The following is a 13,839-nucleotide window of genomic DNA, read 5'->3' as shown; positions in this document are numbered from 1 at the left end:
TGCCGGCCTACGCGTCGCGAACGACAGGTCGAGCAACTTTGGCAACCTAACATCCAAATGAGAGTCGAGTCCCGAATTTGAGACAGATGTCCCTGATTTTCTTTCGGTCTTCCGTCAGCGTTCAGACCGGAGAAGACTCGCGGTATGGCCGTGCTGACCGATGAAGACGTGAACTCCGCTGTCATGAAGCTCGACGGCTGGGAGCATGCCGAGGGTGCGCTGCGCCGTTCGGTGAAGTTCCCGTCGTTCCTGGACGGGATCGAGGCAGTGCGCCGGGTCGCCGAACACGCCGAGCGCAAAGACCATCATCCTGATATCGATATCCGTTGGCGCACAGTTACTTTCGTGCTGGTGACGCACTCCGAGGGCGGAATCACCGACAAGGATGTGCAGATGGCCGCCGATATCAACGAGCTTCTCGGCGAGGTGTAGCCGCGATCCAGGCCAGCGTGGCCAACGTCGCCACGGCGTAGATCAACCCCGCCCACGCCAGGTACCAGGGGCGGCCGATCTGCCAGATCGTCGGCTGGGCGAAGCTGAGCAGCCACGGCACCCCGATCACTGTCAGTGCCAGCCAGCCGTAGCCGAGCACCTTGGCGCCCAATCGATTTCGCCACGGTCCCTGTAGGAGCCAGATCATCAGCGGCACCAACCACACCCAGTGATGAGTCCACGAGATCGGCGAGATCAACAAACCGAAGAGCTGCACCACCAATAGACACCCCAGCCGGTCCGAGTCCAGCGCGCGCCACGCCAGGACCGCCAGCACCGCGGTCACCGCGATCGCGGCCAGCACCGCCGGTCCGTAACCGGCATCGTGGCCGAGGATGCGGGAGATCGCGCCGCGCCATGACTGGTTGAACGAGGTTCCGATCGGGCCGACGCGCCGGGCGTCACCGAGTAGATCGGTGAAGTAGAAGCGGGCCTGCTGACCGATCACCGCCACCGAGAGCCCGACGGTGCCTGCGAACACCACCGCGGAGAAGACCGCCGCGCCCCAGCGGCGCATGCCCAGGAAGTAGAGCCCGGTCACGGCCGGCGTCAGCTTGATGCCTGCCGCGAGCCCGACCAGCAGACCCGACAGCCACCAGCGGCTGCTGTAAGCCGCCCAGAGGACCGCCAACACCAGGATCACGTTGATCTGGCCGTAGTCGAAGTTGCTGCGCAGTGGTTCGAGCCAGATCGCGACGGCCGTCCACAGCATCGCGACGCCGCGGCCATCGGTCGCTGGCGTGCCCAGAAGCCGCTGGCTGACTCGGACCACGCCGTAGAGCGCGGCGATGATGCCCAGCTGCCAGCAGAACGCGACCACTCCGAACGGCAGCAGGTGCAACGGATAGAACACCAGCGCCGCGAACGGGGGGTAGGTGAACGGCAGCGGGAAGTCGGGGGTCTGGTCGGCGTAGACGTAGGAGTACAGCGTGCCGGGGTGGGCGAGCGCTCCGGCGCCGCCGAGATAGACGTGCAGGTCGACGAAGTTGGCGCCGTTGGGCGCCAGGTAGGTCCACCCCAGCCGCGCGGCCACGCTGACGATCAGCAGAACCGGGGCCAGCCAGACTGGCCGCGCCCGGGCCTTCGTGTCCACGTGGCGACTGTAGCGACGCTCCCAACTTCGGCGCGCTAACCGGGGCTGTACACCGGTTATCGCGCCGAACTTCGAGCGGGCCCACACGGGCTCGGGCATCACACAAGACCATCACTGCCGTAACGGTTGAATAAACACCACACGTGTCACTTGAGTAACTCTAGTAACGGACTACCTTCGGGTTAGACCTGCACTCGAGGGATTGGGATGACCATGTCACGTAGATCAAAGTTATTCGCCGCCAACATAATTGGTGCTGCCGGGCTGTGCTCGGTCGCGCTCGCACTGAGCCCGTCGGCTGGCGCCGACCCCGGTGTCTCGCCGGCTGTTCCCGGCGTGCCCGCGCTGAACATGTTGCAGCAGTTCGTCACGAACCCGGCCAGCGCCGCGGCGATCCTGCAATCCGCCGCGACCGCACTGGGCGGCGCGTCGGCGCTCACCGGCGCACCGTCGACGTTGCCGGTCTCGCCGATCGGCGGCGCTCCGGCCACCGCCACGCTGCCGGGCATGCCTGCTCCGGCCGCGCCCGCGGCCGCACCGGCGGCTCCCGCCCCCGGCGGGATCACCGGAGCGGTCGCCCCGCTGCTGAACCAGCTCGGCGTGCCCGGCGACCTGGCCAACCTGACGCCGTCGGATGTGCCGTTCCCGGTCAAGGTCGGCGACAACCTGGCGGTCGGCAGCCCGGCGCCAGTGGCCCCTGTGGCCACCGCGGTCGCCGGACCTGCCGGTGTACCGCCGGCCAGCGCGCCGGTCGCGCCGACCACACCGGGTGGCGCCGGCCTCGGCCAGCTGCTGCCGCTGTCCGCTCTGCCCTGACCAACCACCACCCGATGAGGGAGTTCACCGTGCCGCAGATCGCCAAGCCGGCTCTTCTGCTGACCACTGCCGCGTTCGTGGCCGCGACCAGCCTGGCGTTCAGCCCGGTCGGGGCCGCGGACCCGGCCATCCCGCTGGACCCCGGTCAGCTGCCCGGCCTCGACGCCATGCAGATGCTCGGACCGGTCGTCCAGCAGGCCGCGGGGAACCCCTCATCGGCGCAGTCGCTGCTACTCGCGGCTGCTTCACAACTCGCTGGTGGTGCCACCACGCCGGGCGGCTCGGCGGCACTGGCCCAGCAAGTGACCAAGTTCGTGCAGGATGGCGGGGCCGCAGGCCCGTCGGCCGCATTGCCTGCGGCGGCTGCCCCCGCCGCCCCCCAGGCGCTCGGCGTCGCACACGGCACCACGCCGCTGATGACGCCGGGCACGGGTAACGGCCCCGCTCCCCTGCCTGAACACCTGCCCGACGGCGCCGCGCCCAGCTCGATCTTCGGCACCGAAGCACACCTGCCGGTCGGCATCGACCCTGCGCATGCGGTCGGTCCTGCTCCGGAGGCGATGCCCGAGGTGCCCACCCCGGTGACCGTGGTGAATCCGGCCGCGCCGCCGACCCCGTCGGCGACGCCTGCCGGTAATTCGGTCAACGTTGCGACACCGGCCCCGGCGCCCGCGGCGGCGACCCCGCCGAACTACGACCCGGCCACCCCGCCCACCCAGGACTTCATGTATCCGTCGATCAGCAACGGGTGTCTCAAGGACGGTGGCAATGTGATCGCCACCGCGATCTCCGTGGCGGGTCCGGCCAAGATCCCGACCCCGGGTCCGGCCGCCGGGCAGACCGCCTACGTCTTCACCGCGGTCGGCACTCCCGCCCCGGCCGCCGAGCAGAAGCTTCCGCTCAACGTCACCTGGGTCAACCTGACCACCGGCAAGTCGGGCAGCGTCACGCTGAAGCCGAACCCGGACATCAACTCCGCGGGCCCGACCACGCTGACCGCCATCGCCGACACCGGCTCCGGCAGCATCATGTCGACGATTTTCGGCCAGGTCACCACTGTCGACAAGCAGTGCACCTTCATGCCGACAATCGGTTCGACCGTCGTGCCATGATGCGCGAAAAGCCGCGCTAGGGTTGGGGATCGGCATTCCAACCCGACGGGGGTCGGTACCACATGGAGACGCTCGACCCGCTTGACGCGATGATGCTGACGGCTGAGCTGATCTCCAGCCCGATGCACGTCGCCGTCGCGCTGATCATGACCCCGCCGGCCGGCACCTCGAGCACGGCGTTCGTCGACGAGCTCTACGACCAGGCCCTGACCGCCGCCGACCCGGTCGACCCGCGGCTGCGCCGGCGTCCGTACCGCGGCGTGGACACCGGCGGCTTGTGGGTGTGGCGCGAGGTGGACGAGTTGGACATGCGCCACCACGTGCGTCGGCTTACCGTGGCGCCCGATGCGGGCATGACGGAACTCTGGGAGCTGGTGTCGGAGTTGCACGCTGAGCCGCTCGACCGGTCGGCACCGATGTGGATGGCATATCTGATCGACGGGCTCGAGGGCGGCCGGCTCGCCCTGTACATCAAGATCCATCACATCGTGATCGACGGGGTCGCGGGCATGAAGATGATCGCCGACTCGCTGTCGGAAGATCCGGACCGGCGCGACATGCCGCCGTTCTACGCCGACGCCACGTCCCCCGAACCGCCCCGCCGCCGCGGCCTCAATCCACTGTCGGTGGTGCGTGACGTCGCGGGTGTCGCGGCGTCCGGATTGAATCTGGCCCGCAACGTCGCATCGGCGGAAGTGACAAACCTGGTCGGCGGGCTGATCACGCCCACGATCGCGGCGCCGTTCGGCGCGCCGCACACCCGGTTCAACACCAAGCTGGGCCACCAGCGCGCCTTTGCGGCAACCAGCTTGGACCACAACAGAATTCGAGCTATCCAGCACGCAGCAGGTGTCACCGGCAACGACGTCGTGACGACGTTGGTCGCCGGTGTGCTTCGGGAGTGGCTGACCGCGCAGGACGAACTGCCCGAGCAGTCGCTCGTGGCGCTGTGCCCGGTGACTGTGCGCGACCGCGACGCGACCGCCGGCGACAACGGGCACGGCAACCAGTTCGGCCTCGGGCTGTGTCCGCTGGCCACTAATCGCGACGACCCCGCGGAGCGGCTACGGCTGGTGCACGAGGCGATGGCGGGGGTCAAGCACCAGGTTGCGGCGCGGGGCCCGGGCGCAATGCTGATGGTCCTGATGCCGTCAGTCGTACCGACGGCGCTGGGACCGCTGCTGCCGTTCAGCTCGTGGGTGCGGCCCAGTTACAACCTGCCGATCTCGAATGTGCCGGGGCCGCCCAGGCGGAGTTACCTCAACGGCGCGAGCGTCGACGAGATCTACCCCGTGTCAGTGGTGTACGACGGCATGGCGCTCAACGTGACGTTGTGCTCCTACGCCGACCAGATCGGCGTCGGCTACATCGCCGACCGTGAGGTGATGGCCGACGTCGACCAGCTCATTCCGCTGACCGAAACCGCGCTCGCGGAACTCGAGGCCGCCGTCGGGGTGGCCTGATCGCATCGAGATAGAACCGAGGGCGAATATCTCGGCGAATCGTCGCTCTCAGTTCTGACTCGATGAAGTGCCTAGTAGGCCATGAACAGGATTTCGTCCCGGCCGTAGTCCATGCCGGGGTGCGCTGCGGCGAGGTGCTGCTTGGTGAGGTCGACGAGTTCGTCCTCGTCCTTGGCGCTGATCGCTTCGCCACACGGGCAGTTGATGTGAGTCTTCATGGTTCCTCCTGGTTATTTCTTCGCTGCGGCCTTCATCTTCTTCTTGTACGCCCTGACTTCCTCCAGCGACCCCTTGTCGACCACATCGGCGATCGACATGTGAGTGCCGGCCTTGCCGTAGTCGCCGGCCGCCTCGCGCCAACCCGTCGGGGTGACGCCATACTGCTTGCCCAGCAGGGCCAGGAAGATCCTGGCCTTCTGCTCACCGAAGCCGGGCAGCGCCTTCAGCCGGCGCAGCACCTCGGCGCCGTCGGGATCGCCGTCGAGCCACAGCTGGGCGGCGTCGCCGTCGTAGCGGTCGACGATCTCGCGGGCCAGGTCCTGAACACGTTTGGCCATCGATCCCGGAAATCGGTGCACGGCAGGAGTTTTGGAGAATTCTTGAGTGAACTGCTCGGGGTCGCAGTCGGCGATCAGCCGGGGGTCGATGCCGCCGATCCGCTCGGCGATCTTGCGGGGCCCGGCGAACGCCGTCTCCATCGGTATCTGCTGATCCAGCAGCATCCCGGTCAGCAGGGCGAACGGATCCTCGCTCAAAAGCTCGTCCGACGCGGGATCTCCGGTGAGCTGCAGTCTCGCCATGGCGACAGTCTAGGACGACGATCGGATCGGTTCGGGTATCCGGGCCGCTCAGGTGTGCGATCGTGAACGGCATGAGACGGGTGATTGCTCCTGCGGTCGCGGCGGTCGTGACCGCTCTCGCCTTGGCCGGCGCCGCGCACGCGATACCGGACCAGGGCACCCCCGAATTCGACCTGTACATGCAGGGCCTGGCCCGCAACGGCTACAACCTGAATCCCGACACCGCCTGGCGCGTCGCACACCAGGCGTGCATCGGCGGCATACCGGGATACATCGGCCTGGAGCTTGCCGCCCAAGGCGTGATCGGTCCCGGAGCGCAGGAGCGGGTGTTCGACGTAGCCCGGAAGTACGCCTGTCCCGTCCAGTAGGCGAGGCGCCGAGATGTCGGGAGCGGTAGCGCTCGCGCTGGCGGTCGCGCTCGCCGCGGTCGCATCGATCGTCGGCGCGATCGCCGTCCTGACCCGCAGCGTGGTCACCACACCGGCCGAGCGGACCGTGCACGCCGCGCTGCACACCGCCTCGCTGGCGGCACGCTCTCTGCGTAAGGGTTTGGACGCCGACTCGGCAACCGGCGCCGCTCCGCACCTGCGCGGCCTCACCGGCTCCGACGGTGTCGCGCTGTACGACGGGGATACCGCCCTTCTGGCGCTCGATCCGCCCGAGGCCGCGTTGTGGACGCCGGCCATCCTCGAGGTCTGTCACCACACGGCCCGGGACGCGATAGCCGGGCAGCGCCGCGTGCTCGCCCGCGACCAGATCCCCGCCGTGGTGGCCCAGCCGCTGCTCGACGACGACGGCGTGGTGATCGGCGTGCTCGTCGTCGTCAACACCGCTGAACCCTCGCCGGGCATGCTGGGTGCGGTCGCCGAGGTCGCGCGGTACGCCGCCAGCCAGCTCGAGCTCGCCGAACTCGACGCATCGCGGGCCCGCCTGGACCGGGCCGAGGTGCTCGCGCTGCGGGCCCAGATCAGCCCGCACTTCATCTACAACGCGCTCAACACGATTGCCTCGTTCGTCCGGACCGATCCCGATCGGGCCCGCGACCTCATCCTGGAGTTCGCCGACTTCACCCGCTACTCGTTCCGCTCCGCGGGCCCTTACACGGTGCTCGCCGACGAGCTGCGCAACATCGATCGCTATCTGACCCTCGAACGTGCCCGGTTCGGGCCCAACCTGTCGGTGACTCTGCAGATCGCTCCCGAGGTGCTGACCGTCGTGGTGCCGTTCCTCGCGTTGCAGCCGCTGGTCGAGAACGCCGTGCGCCACGGCCTGGCCGGACGGCAGGGCGGATCGATCGAAATCATCGCTCGCAACGAGGGTTCCGACTGCGTCATCAGCGTGGAGGACGACGGCGTCGGCATGGATCCGCACGCCCTGCGCTCCGGGCACGGCGACGTGCTGGGCGACGGGGAGCAGACCGCCCACGTCGGGCTGAGCAATGTGGACCATCGCCTGCGCGCGGCGTTCGGCAACGACTACGGTCTGGTGGTCGAGACCGCCCCGGGGGCGGGCACGAAGGTGATCATGCGAGTGCCCAAGTTTCGTGCGGGCGTCCACGTCTAGGAGGTGAAGTGGCAGTGCAGCTCTGGGTGTTGGCGGTCGACGACGAAGCCCCGGCGCTCGACGAGCTCACCTACCTGCTGGGCGAGCACGCGGACGTCGCCGAGGTGATCGGAGCCGGCGACGCCACGTCCGCGTTGCGCATCATCAACGAGCGCACCGTGGATGCGATTTTCCTGGACATCAACATGCCGGGACTGTCGGGCCTCGAATTGGCCAGTGTGCTCGCCAATTTCGCTCACCCGCCCGCGGTCGTGTTCGTCACCGCGCACGACGACAAGGCGCTGGCCGCCTTCGAGGTCGGCGCACTGGATTATCTGCTCAAGCCGATCCGCAAGGAGCGCCTGGACGAGGCGATCCGGCGGGTGGTGTCTGCGCGCGCCGCTGAGCCGGCCCCACCCGCCGACGAGCCGCAGTCCGACACCATTCCGGTCGAGCTCGGCGGGGTCACCCAGCTGGTGCGCTGCGACACCATCGGCTGGGTCGAGGCCGAAGGCGACTACGCCCGCCTGCACGCCGCCTCCGGCTCGCATCTGGTGCGAATTCCGTTGAGCACCTTGGAAGACCGCTGGCGCAGCCGCGGGTTCCAGCGGGTGCACAGGTCTTATCTCGTCGCGCTGAACATGGTGACCGGGCTGCGCACCTCCGGCGCGTCCACCATGGTGCGCTTGCGCGCCAACGGGGCCTCTGCGCCGGTCGAGCTTCCGGTCAGCCGCCGCCAGGCCCGGGAACTCCGCGACCGGCTGATCCGTGATCCGATGCGGACCTTCCGGCCGGGGGCGGCCGATGACTAGGCCGGGCCGCCCGCAGCGCGAGCGCGTCGTGCTGGCCCATCGGCGCGGCAGCCGTCTGGTGCACACCCGGGTGGAGGTGCAGGAGCAGACCGAGGTCGGCGACGCGCTGGTGCGCGGGCTGGTGCGGGCCCAGCTCGGGCTGGCGCTGCGACTGGCGGCGGTGGTGGCCGGCGGGATGGCCGCGCTGCCATTGATCAACGCGGTGTTCCCAGAGTTGTCGAATGCCAGCGTATTCGGGATGCGGCTGAACTGGCTGACGCTGGCACTCCTGGTGTACCCGGCGCTCTACGCCATCGGCCGGCTGTTCATCCGACTGGCCGAACAAGCCGAACGCGACTTCATGGGCGTGGTCGACGACGAGAGTCCGCCGTGAGCGGATCGACGGCGACGGCCCTGACCGCAGGCGGCCTGATCGCCGCCGCGGTGGCCACGGTGGCCGTCGGCGCCTACGGGGTTCGGTTGTCGCGCACCACATCCGACTTCCTGGTGGCCTCCCGCACTGTCGGCCCACGCTGGAACGCCGCCGCGATCTCCGGTGAATACCTCTCGGCGGCCTCATTTCTCGGGGTCGCCGGGCTGATCGCCAAGTATGGCGCCGACGCGCTGTGGTATCCGGTCGGCTTCACCGCGGGCTACCTCGGTCTGCTGCTGTTCGTCTCCGCTCCCCTGCGCCGCTCCGGCGCCTACACCGTCCCTGACTTCGCGGAGTTCCGCCTCGGTTCGCCGAGGGTGCGCCGGGTCGCGATGCTCGTCGTCGTCACCGTCTGCATCTTCTACCTCATTCCCCAGTATCAGGGGGCCGGGCTTGCCCTCAAAACTCTTCTCGGCGTGCCTGTTTGGATCGGACCGCTCGCGGTCGGCGGAATCGTGATCGCCAACGTCGTCGGTGGCGGCATGCGCTCGATCACGTTCGTCCAGGCGTTTCAGTACTGGCTGAAGCTGACCGCGGTCGCAATTCCGGCATTGGCTCTGCTCATGCATTTCGGGCACGAACACCCCGCACTCGGTGGCCCGCTGCCACCCACGGTGGACCAGGCGACCGTCGTCAGCATCGACACCGACGTGGTGGTCACGGTCGCCGACCCGGCCGGCGTGACGGTGACCGGCCCGACCCATAGCGGCGCCCTGCACAGCCCCGGCGAGTACAGCCTGCAGAAGGGCACCACCCTGACGCTGGCCGCCGGAGCGCAGACCCCCGTCGTGGTCGGCACGCCCGCCAGCGGATCGGCGTGGATCGTCAGCGGCGGCGGATTGGGCGGGAAACATCCTCTCTACCAAGTCTTTTCCATCATGGTTGCGACATTCCTCGGCGCCATGGGACTGCCCCACGTGCTGGTCCGCTTCTACACCAACCCCGACGGGCGCGCCGCGCGCCGCACCGCGCTGAGCGTGATCACGCTGCTGTCGTTGTTCTATCTGTTCCCCGTGCTGCTCGGGGTGTTCGCCCGGTTGTACGTGCCCCAGCTGCTCATCACCGGCAAGGCCGACGCCGCGGTGTTGTTGCTGCCGTCGGCCGCCGTCGCCGGACTCCCTGGTGAGTTGCTCGGCGCGCTGGTCGCGGCCGGCGCGATCGCGGCATTCCTGGCCACCTCGTCGGGTCTGCTGGTCAGTATCGCCGGCGCGCTGTCCACCGACGTGCTGCGCGGGCGAGTCCGCGACTTCCGGATGGTGGCGCTGATCGCCGGTCTCATCCCGATTCCCCTGTCGGTCGTGGCGCCGGTCCTCGAACTGTCGCGCGGTGTCGGTCTGGCGTTCGCCGTCGCGGCCTCCACCCTGTGCCCGCTGCTGGTTCTCGGGATCTGGTGGCGCGGGCTGACCGCGACCGGGGCGATCGCCGGGTTGGTGGTCGGCGCACTGGCTTCGGGTCTGGCCATCCTCATCTCGATCACCGGCTGGGTCGGCGACGACGTGCTCGGCGGCTGGCTGACCACGCTGATCGGCTACCCCGCCGCCATCACCGTTCCGCTGGCATTCGCGACGATGGTGCTCGTCAGCCGCGTCACCCGGACCGACGTACCACCCGATGTGGCGCGCATCTTCGCCCGCATGCATGTGCCGGAGCGCCTGGGGATGGGCCTGGAACGAGTCCCTCGCGGCTGACCACAAACCGTTCAGCGCCGACCGCCAACCGTTCAACGCATGGCCCGCGCGAGCTCTAGGACTGTGATGTGCCTCTCAATAGCCTGTGAACACGACCGGAGTTCACACCTTTTCGAGCTGAGGAGCACGCGGTGTCCACAACCGACCTGCCGCCACGGGAGACCCATCCCAGCGGCGCCCAATACCTGGCCATGCAAGCCAGTCCCGAGTTTCAGGAGCTACGCCGCACGCTGCGCCGCTTCGTGTTCCCGACCACCGCGTTCTTCCTGATCTGGTACGCCACCTATGTGCTGCTGGGCGCGTTCGCCCACGACTTCATGGCCATCAAGGTGTGGGGCAACGTCAACGTCGGACTGCTCATCGGTCTGGGCCAGTTCGTGACGACGTTTGTCATCACGGGCTTGTACGTGCGGTTCGCCAATCGGGAACTCGACCCGCGCGCCGAGGCCATCCGCGCCGAGATGGAAGGTGCGGCCAAGTGAGCACCACCGTCCTCGCCGAGGCAGCCCGCATCGGCAATCCGGTCCTCAACATCAGCATCTTCGTGGCCTTCGTGCTCATCACGTTGTTCATCGTGATCCGCGCCAGCCGCACCAACACCAACGCCACCGAGTTCTTCACCGGTGGCCGGGCGTTCTCCGGACCGCAGAACGGCATCGCCATCGCCGGTGACTATCTCTCTGCGGCAAGCTTTCTCGGCATCGCAGGCGCCATCGCGGTGTACGGGTATGACGGCTTCCTCTATTCGATCGGCTTCCTGGTGGCCTGGCTGGTCGCTCTGCTCCTGGTCGCCGAATTGCTGCGCAACACCGGCAAATTCACGATGGCCGACGTGTTGAGCTTCCGGTTGAAGCAGCGCCCGGTGCGGGTGGCCGCGGCCACCTCGACGCTGACGGTGTCGCTGTTCTATCTGCTGGCCCAGATGGCCGGCGCGGGAGGCCTGGTCGCACTGCTGCTCGACGTGCACGGCCGCACCGCCCAATCTTTGGTGATCGCGGTCGTCGGCGTCCTGATGATCGTCTACGTCCTGGTCGGTGGAATGAAGGGCACCACCTGGGTGCAGATCATCAAGGCCGTGCTGCTGATCGCCGGCGCCGCCATCATGACCGTGATGGTGCTGGCGAAGTTCGGGTTGAACTTCTCCGACATTCTGGGTTCGGCGCAGAACATGGTGCATCAGGCCACCACCAAGGGCGTGTCCAGCCGCGACGTGCTGGCGCCCGGCGCCCAGTACGGCGCCAACACCACCTCGAAGATCAACCTGCTGTCGCTGGGTCTGGCGCTGGTGCTCGGCACCGCCGGCCTGCCGCACGTGTTGATGCGCTTCTACACCGTTCCGACCGCGAAAGAAGCACGGCGGTCGGTGGTGTGGGCGATCGGCCTGATCGGGGCGTTCTATCTGTTCACCCTGGCGCTGGGCTACGGCGCGGCGGCCATGGTGGGCCCGGACAAGATCCTGGCCGCACCGGGCGGACAGAACTCGGCCGCACCGTTGCTGGCGTTCGAGCTCGGTGGGGTGATCCTGCTCGGTGTCATCTCCGCCGTCGCGTTCGCCACCATTTTGGCCGTCGTCGCGGGCCTGACGATCACCGCATCGGCGTCGTTCGCCCACGACGTCTACGCCAGCGTTCTCAAGAGTCACAAGGTGACCGAGGAGGAGCAGGTCAAGGTCTCCCGGATCACCGCGGTGGTGCTCGGTATCGCCGCGATCGGCTTGGGCATCCTGGCCAACGGGCAGAACGTCGCGTTCCTGGTGGCGCTGGCCTTCGCGGTCGCGGCCTCGGCCAACCTGCCGACGATCGTGTATTCCCTGTACTGGAAGCGGTTCAACACCCGCGGTGCGCTGTGGAGTATGTACGGCGGATTGATCAGCTGCCTGGTGCTGATCATCTTCTCGCCGGCCGTCTCGGGCAACAAGGCCGCGATGATCCCCGGCGCGAACTTCGACTGGTTCCCGCTGGCCAACCCGGGCATCGTGTCGATTCCGCTGGCGTTCATCCTCGGCGTTGTCGGAACGCTGACGTCGAAAGACGCCGGCGATCCGGAGCTCAATGCGGAGATGGAAGTCCGCTCGCTGACCGGTGTGGGTGCGGAGAAAGCCACGCACCACTAGCGCCGAGCAGACACAAACTCGGGCTTCAGAGGACCGATCCGCCCGAGTTTGTGTCTGCTCGCCAGGAATGTGCACAGCGCGCTCGCGTTGACTATTCGCATGGCATCCACCCGCACATCGTTCGCCTTCGCCCTGTTGGCTTACGCGTTCGCCGCGATCATGGTGGGCACCACGCTGCCGACTCCGCTGTACGCGCTGTACTCCGAGCAGATGCACTTCGCGGTACTGACGACGACGGTCATCTACGCCACGTACGCAGGCGGGGTGTTGTTCGCGCTGCTGGTGTTCGGCGGCTGGTCCGACGCCATCGGCCGACGCCCGGTGCTGCTGGCCGGTGTCGGCGCCGCGTTGGCCAGTGCGGTGATGTTCCTGTTCGCGGACTCGGTGCCCGAGCTTCTGGTGGGCCGGGTGCTCTCCGGGTTGTCGGCGGGCGTGTTCACCGGCACTGCCACCGCGGCGGTCATCGAAGCCGCGCCGGCGAGCTGGCGGACCCGCGCGGCGGCGGTGGCGACCATCGCCAACATCGGCGGCCTCGGCACCGGGCCCATCCTGGCCGGCATCCTTGCGCAGTACGCGCCGAGCCCGCTGAAGCTCACCTACCTCGTCCACATCGGGTTGATGGTGCTGGCCGCTGTCGCGATCCTGTCGGTGCCCGAGACGTCCAGCCGCACCGGAAAGCTCGGCCTGCAACGGCTTTCGGTGCCGCCCGAGGTGCGGTCGGTGTTCATCACCGCGGCGCTGGCGGCTTTCGCCGGTTTTGCCGTCACCGGGCTGTTCACCTCGGTGGCGCCGTCGCTGCTGACCAACGTCATCGGGATCGGCAATCATGCGCTGGCCGGTCTGATGGCCGGCTCGATCTTCGGCGCCTCGGCGATCGCGCAGATCGCCGGAACCCGTATCGAACCGCAGCGTGCGGTAGCGCTGGGCTGCGCCATCCTGGCAGTTGGCATGGGCATTCTGGTTGTGGCCCTGCACTATTCGTCACTGCCCGGCTTGATCGCCGCCGCCGTGGTGGCCGGCGCCGGTCAAGGCATCAGCTTCAGCCGCGGTCTGGCGGCGGTCGCCGAACGCACTCCGGCGGAGCGACGAGCCGAGGTCAGCTCCACCTATTTCGTGGTGGCCTACATCGCGATTTCGATCCCGGTGATCGGAGAGGGTTTCGCCGCGCAGGCGTGGGGGCTGCGCACCGGCGGCACCGTGTTCGCGGTCGCGGTCGGGGTGCTGGCCCTGGCCTGCCTGGCGGCTATCCTCTGGCAGGAATCACGCCCTGCGGCAGAGCTTTCCGAGCAGGCGGCCGGCTAGCCGCTCTTGCGACGGAATTCCCGCCGGTTCTCCGCCGGCCCGTGCGAGCGGGGCTGCTTGGGGCCGCTGTCGGTGTGCGCTGAGCCGCCCGCCGACTTCGCCTTCTTGCGCTCGAGCGCCTCACGGAACTTGCGCTTGTTGTCGTCCTGCGGTTCGGACTCTGATTCGGCCATGCGGTCAGACTAACCGGTGCG

At 68.2% G+C, this 13,839-nt stretch carries 16 protein-coding genes; 12 read left to right on the top strand and 4 right to left on the bottom strand.

Going from position 1 to position 13,839, the window contains the following annotated elements; genetic code table 11:
* The first annotated feature begins 144 nt into the window (after window positions 1-144).
* Complete coding sequence (locus tag BST42_RS20780; protein ID WP_083121215.1) at window positions 145-432, top strand: 4a-hydroxytetrahydrobiopterin dehydratase; 288 nt, start codon at window positions 145-147, stop codon at window positions 430-432.
* Here BST42_RS20780 and BST42_RS20775 read toward each other — a convergent pair.
* The gene (locus BST42_RS20775) at window positions 407-1,585 is read right to left on the bottom strand and encodes a mannosyltransferase (protein ID WP_237159531.1); all 1,179 of its coding nucleotides are present in this window, start codon (window positions 1,583-1,585) and stop codon (window positions 407-409) included. The two genes, BST42_RS20780 and BST42_RS20775, sit on opposite strands and share 26 nt — an antisense overlap.
* 213 nt (window positions 1,586-1,798) lie before the next feature.
* Between BST42_RS20775 and BST42_RS20770 the strand changes: the two genes are divergently transcribed.
* From BST42_RS20770 to BST42_RS20760, 3 genes are all read left to right on the top strand, one after another.
* A complete protein-coding gene (locus BST42_RS20770; RefSeq protein WP_133057492.1) occupies window positions 1,799-2,401 on the top strand; it encodes a hypothetical protein in 603 nt (200 codons plus the stop codon).
* Between the two features lie 14 nt (window positions 2,402-2,415).
* Window positions 2,416-3,513 carry an Rv1157c family protein gene (locus BST42_RS20765; protein WP_083121212.1) on the top strand — a complete coding sequence of 366 codons (1,098 nt, stop codon included), beginning with the start codon at window positions 2,416-2,418 and terminating at the stop codon, window positions 3,511-3,513.
* 62 nt (window positions 3,514-3,575) lie between these two features.
* Window positions 3,576-4,976, top strand: a complete 1,401-nt coding sequence (locus tag BST42_RS20760; RefSeq protein ID WP_083121211.1) for a wax ester/triacylglycerol synthase family O-acyltransferase — start codon at window positions 3,576-3,578, stop codon at window positions 4,974-4,976.
* Between the two features lie 71 nt (window positions 4,977-5,047).
* Here the strand turns inward: BST42_RS20760 and BST42_RS20755 are convergent, their stop codons facing one another.
* Complete coding sequence (locus BST42_RS20755) at window positions 5,048-5,194, bottom strand: hypothetical protein (RefSeq protein WP_005147085.1); 147 nt, start codon at window positions 5,192-5,194, stop codon at window positions 5,048-5,050.
* Window positions 5,195-5,206: 12 nt separating this feature from the next.
* The gene (locus BST42_RS20750; RefSeq protein ID WP_083121210.1) at window positions 5,207-5,776 is read right to left on the bottom strand and encodes an HhH-GPD-type base excision DNA repair protein; all 570 of its coding nucleotides are present in this window, start codon (window positions 5,774-5,776) and stop codon (window positions 5,207-5,209) included.
* Between the two features lie 71 nt (window positions 5,777-5,847).
* Between BST42_RS20750 and BST42_RS20745 the strand changes: the two genes are divergently transcribed.
* From BST42_RS20745 to BST42_RS20710, 8 genes are all read left to right on the top strand, one after another.
* The gene (locus BST42_RS20745; RefSeq protein WP_083121308.1) at window positions 5,848-6,144 is read left to right on the top strand and encodes a DUF732 domain-containing protein; all 297 of its coding nucleotides are present in this window, start codon (window positions 5,848-5,850) and stop codon (window positions 6,142-6,144) included.
* A 13-nt stretch (window positions 6,145-6,157) separates the two neighbouring features.
* Window positions 6,158-7,339 carry a sensor histidine kinase gene (locus BST42_RS20740; RefSeq protein ID WP_083121209.1) on the top strand — a complete coding sequence of 394 codons (1,182 nt, stop codon included), beginning with the start codon at window positions 6,158-6,160 and terminating at the stop codon, window positions 7,337-7,339.
* 8 nt (window positions 7,340-7,347) lie between these two features.
* A complete protein-coding gene (locus tag BST42_RS20735) occupies window positions 7,348-8,130 on the top strand; it encodes a LytR/AlgR family response regulator transcription factor (protein ID WP_083121208.1) in 783 nt (260 codons plus the stop codon).
* A complete protein-coding gene (locus BST42_RS20730) occupies window positions 8,123-8,503 on the top strand; it encodes a hypothetical protein (RefSeq protein WP_083121207.1) in 381 nt (126 codons plus the stop codon). The genes BST42_RS20735 and BST42_RS20730 overlap by 8 nt, the downstream gene beginning before the upstream one ends.
* Window positions 8,500-10,230 carry a sodium/solute symporter gene (locus BST42_RS20725; protein ID WP_083121206.1) on the top strand — a complete coding sequence of 577 codons (1,731 nt, stop codon included), beginning with the start codon at window positions 8,500-8,502 and terminating at the stop codon, window positions 10,228-10,230. The genes BST42_RS20730 and BST42_RS20725 overlap by 4 nt, the downstream gene beginning before the upstream one ends.
* A 131-nt stretch (window positions 10,231-10,361) precedes the next feature.
* Window positions 10,362-10,712, top strand: coding sequence for a DUF485 domain-containing protein (locus BST42_RS20720; protein WP_083121205.1), 351 nt, complete (start codon window positions 10,362-10,364; stop codon window positions 10,710-10,712).
* A complete protein-coding gene (locus BST42_RS20715; RefSeq protein WP_083121204.1) occupies window positions 10,709-12,343 on the top strand; it encodes a monocarboxylic acid transporter in 1,635 nt (544 codons plus the stop codon). Before BST42_RS20720 ends, BST42_RS20715 begins: the two co-directional genes overlap by 4 nt.
* A gap of 99 nt (window positions 12,344-12,442) precedes the next feature.
* Entirely contained in the window at window positions 12,443-13,645 is a 1,203-nt protein-coding gene (locus BST42_RS20710; protein ID WP_083121203.1) for an MFS transporter, read from the top strand.
* Here BST42_RS20710 and BST42_RS29685 read toward each other — a convergent pair.
* On the bottom strand, window positions 13,642-13,818 hold the full coding sequence (locus tag BST42_RS29685) for a DUF5302 domain-containing protein (protein ID WP_165760891.1): 177 nt from the start codon (window positions 13,816-13,818) through the stop codon (window positions 13,642-13,644). The two genes, BST42_RS20710 and BST42_RS29685, sit on opposite strands and share 4 nt — an antisense overlap.
* Window positions 13,819-13,839: the final 21 nt, after the last annotated feature.

Origin of the sequence: Mycolicibacterium rhodesiae (assembly GCF_002086695.1) — a bacterium.
Classification (GTDB): Bacteria; Actinomycetota; Actinomycetes; order Mycobacteriales; family Mycobacteriaceae; genus Mycobacterium; species Mycobacterium rhodesiae.
This window is presented reverse-complemented; position numbering and strand designations above follow the sequence as displayed.